At 73.3% G+C, this 3,500-nt stretch carries 2 protein-coding genes; one reads left to right on the top strand and one right to left on the bottom strand.

All coding sequences use genetic code 11. The features are described from left to right. Window positions 1–17 precede the first annotated feature (17 nt). Entirely contained in the window at window positions 18–1,313 is a 1,296-nt protein-coding gene (locus ACWGDE_RS37370; protein WP_453393533.1) for an MFS transporter, read from the bottom strand. A gap of 134 nt (window positions 1,314–1,447) precedes the next feature. Here ACWGDE_RS37370 and ACWGDE_RS37365 point away from each other — a divergent pair, with 134 nt between their 5' ends. After that, window positions 1,448–3,481, top strand: coding sequence for a prolyl oligopeptidase family serine peptidase (locus tag ACWGDE_RS37365; protein ID WP_453393532.1), 2,034 nt, complete (start codon window positions 1,448–1,450; stop codon window positions 3,479–3,481). The last annotated feature ends 19 nt before the right edge of the window (window positions 3,482–3,500 follow it).

The following is a 3,500-nucleotide window of genomic DNA, read 5'->3' as shown; positions in this document are numbered from 1 at the left end:
ATCCCCGTCGGACTCCGTCAGACCGCCGCCGTCCCGCTGGGCTCCGCCTCCTTCGCGGCCCGGCGGCGCAGTGCGTCCTCGTCCGTGTCCGCGTCGTAGGAGATCAGCTTCGGCAGCAGGGCGGTCAGGAGGGCCACCGAGGCCACGCAGGCCAGGCCGCCGCTCCACAGGGCCGAACGGGTGCCGGTCCAGCCGGCCATCGTGCCCGCCCGGACCTGGCCGAGCTGGGGGCCGACGCTGTACGAGAGCACCTCGATCCCCGCGAGCCGCCCCCGCAGCTCCTCCGGGATCGTCTGGTTCCAGATCGTGGCGCGCCCCAGTCCGCTGAGCATGTCGCCGGCGCCGGCCACCGCGAGGCACAGCAGGACGAGCCAGATGTCGCCGGACCAGCCCGCGGCGGCCACCGCCAGTCCCCACACCCCCGCCCCGCAGACCACCAGCAGACCGTGCCGGCGTACCCGCGACACCCAGCCGCTGGTCAGCCCCAGCACCATCGAGCCCACCGCGCCCGCCGCGTACATCAGGCCCAGGGCCCACACCGCGTCGAGCTCGTCCGCGAGGAAGGGGAAGACGGAGTTCGGGAACGCGAAGAACATCGCCGCCAGGTCGACGGCGTACGTGCCGAGCAGCACCGGACGGCTCCACGCGTACCGCGCCCCCTCGGCGATCGCGCGCAGCGACGGGGGCTCGGCGCCGCGCACCGGCGGAGCCGGCCGCAACCTCAGGCACAGCAGGACGGATACGAGGAACCCCGCGACGGTGAGCGCGTACGCCGAGGCGTATCCGGCGTACGCGACGATCAGCCCGGCCAGCGCCGGGCCCGCGATCGCCCCGAACTGGTAGCGGAGCCCGTTCAGCGCGGCGGCCGCCGTCAACTGGTCGTGCGGCACGATCCGCGCCATCAGCGAGTCCAGGGCCGGCCGCTGGAGCCCGGTCAGTGCCGACACCCCGCCCGCGACCACGTACAGCGGCCACAGCAGCGGGTCCGGCAGGGCCGAGTTCACCAGGAGCACGAGGGCGAGGAGCCCGAGCCCGGCCTCGGTGAGCAGGATCATCCGCCGCCGGTCGACGGAGTCGGCGAGGGCGCCCCCGTAGAGCCCGCAGACCACCAGCGGAACCAGCTCCACCGCGCCCATCGCACCGACCGCCAGCGGCGAGTCCGTGAGGTGCTTGATCTGGAGCGGCAGCGCGATCATCGCCATGAACGAGCCGAAGAAGGTGACCGTGCCCTGGTAGAACAGCAGCCGGAAGTCGGGGCTGGACCGGAACGGGGCGAGGTCGGGAAGTACGGAGGACGAACGGGATCTGCTCACGACGGTCCATCGTCGGTGCCCGCCCCCGCCCGGGCAAAGGATTTTCCGCCGGGCGCCGCCCCGGGCGGGCTGCTCGCGTTGCCCCCGGGCCTCCGCGGTCGGAAGCACTCGTGCCGATCCTGCACAATCGGCGGATGAGTGATGCAGACCCCTATCTCTGGCTCGAAGACGTATCCGGCGAGGCCGCCCTCGACTGGGTCCGCGAGCGCAACGCCGAGACCGTCGCCGCGCTGGCCGAGGACCCCGGGTTCAAGGTGCTGGAGTCGGCGGTCCGCGAGGTCCTCGACGACGACGGCAGGATCCCGTACACCCGCCGCCGGGGCCGGCACCTCTACAACTTCTGGCAGGACGCCGACCACGTGCGCGGCCTGTGGCGCCGCACCACGCTGGAGGAGTACCGCAAGGAGCGGCCCGACTGGGAGCCCGTCCTGGACCTGGACGCCCTGGCCGAGGCCGAGGGGGAGAAGTGGGCCTGGGCGGGCAGCGCCGTCCTGGCACCCGAGCACCGCCATGCCCTGGTGATGCTGTCGAGGGACGGCGCGGACGCCTGCGTGGTGCGCGAGTTCGACCTGGAGACGCTGGAGTTCGTCGAGGGCGGGTTCGAGGTCGCGGAGGCCAAGACCCGGATCGGCTGGATCGACCGTGACCGGGTCTGGATCGGGACGGACTTCGGCCCCGGCTCGATGTCCGGGTCCGGCTACCCCCTCCAGGTGCGCCGCTGGCGGCGCGGCACGCCCCTGGCGGAGGCGGAAACGGTCTACGAGGGCAAGCCCTCGGACCTGTCCGCCTCCGGATGGCACGACGACACGCCCGGCTTCGAACGGGACTTCGTCCACCGGCAGATCGACTTCTGGAAGCAGGAGCTGTTCCTCCTGCCCGAGGACGGGACCGGCGCCGAGCCCCTGAAGATCGAGGTACCGGACGACGCCGGCGCCTCCGTCCACCGCGAGTGGCTGATCGTCGCCCCGAAGTCGCCGTGGCTCGGCCACGAGGCGGGCAGCCTGCTCGCCTTCGACTTCGAGGCCTTCCGGGCGGGGGAGCGGGAGCCGGCGGTGCTCTTCACCCCGGACGGGCACACCGCCCTCTCCGGCTGGAGCTGGACCCGCCACCACCTGATCCTCACCACCAGCGCCGACGTCTCCTCCCGGATGGAGATCCTCACCCCCGGCCCGGGCCCCGACGGCTGGAGCCGCGCACCGCTGGCCGGTCTGCCGCCACTGTCCACGGCTTCCGTCACCGGCACGGACCCGGACGTGAGCGACGAGTTCTTCCTGAACGTCGCGGGCTTCCTCCAGCCGTCCACCCTCTACCGGGGCACGGCACCGGCCGGCGCCGACGAGAGCGTCAAGCAGGGTCCGGCCCTCTTCGACACCGAGGGCCTCGCCGTCCGCCAGTACTTCGCGACGTCCGCGGACGGCACCGAGGTTCCGTACTTCGTCGTCGGGCCCGAGGACCGCCCCGGCCCGGGACCCACCCTGCTCTACGGGTACGGCGGCTTCGAGATCTCCATGGTCCCGGGCTACAGCGCCGTCACCGGGCGCGCCTGGCTGGAGCGCGGCGGAACGTACGTCGTCGCGGGCATCCGGGGCGGCCACGAGTACGGGCCCGACTGGCACAAGGCGGCCCTCGGCGCGAACCGGGTCCGGGCGTACGAGGACTTCGCCGCCGTCGCCCGGGACCTCATCGCCCGGGAGGTCACCACCCCCGCGCAACTGGGCATCGAGGGCGGCAGCAACGGCGGGCTGCTCATGGGCGCGATGATCACCCGCGACCCGGAACTGTTCGGGGCGGTCGTCGCCCACGTGCCGCTGCTCGACATGCTCCGCTTCCACAAGCTGCTCGCCGGGGCCAGCTGGATCGCCGAGTACGGGGACCCCGACAGCCCGGCCGACCGGCCCCACCTGGAGCGGATCTCCCCGTACCACCGGATCCGCACGGAGGGGTCCCCGTACCCGCCGATGCTGCTGCTGACCTCCACCCGCGACGACCGCGTCCATCCCGGGCACGCGCGCAAGATGGCGGCCCGGCTGCGGGAGTTCGGGCATCCCGTGCTCTTCCACGAGCACCTCGGCGGCGGCCACGCGGGTGCCACCGACCACGGGCAGACCGCCTTCAACGAGGCGCTCGTCCACACCTTCCTGTGGGAGCGGCTGACCCCGCCGAGGTGACCGCGCGCGGAGTGGGGGG

The sequence above is a fragment of the Streptomyces sp. NPDC054956 genome, assembly GCF_053609185.1.
This window is presented reverse-complemented; position numbering and strand designations above follow the sequence as displayed.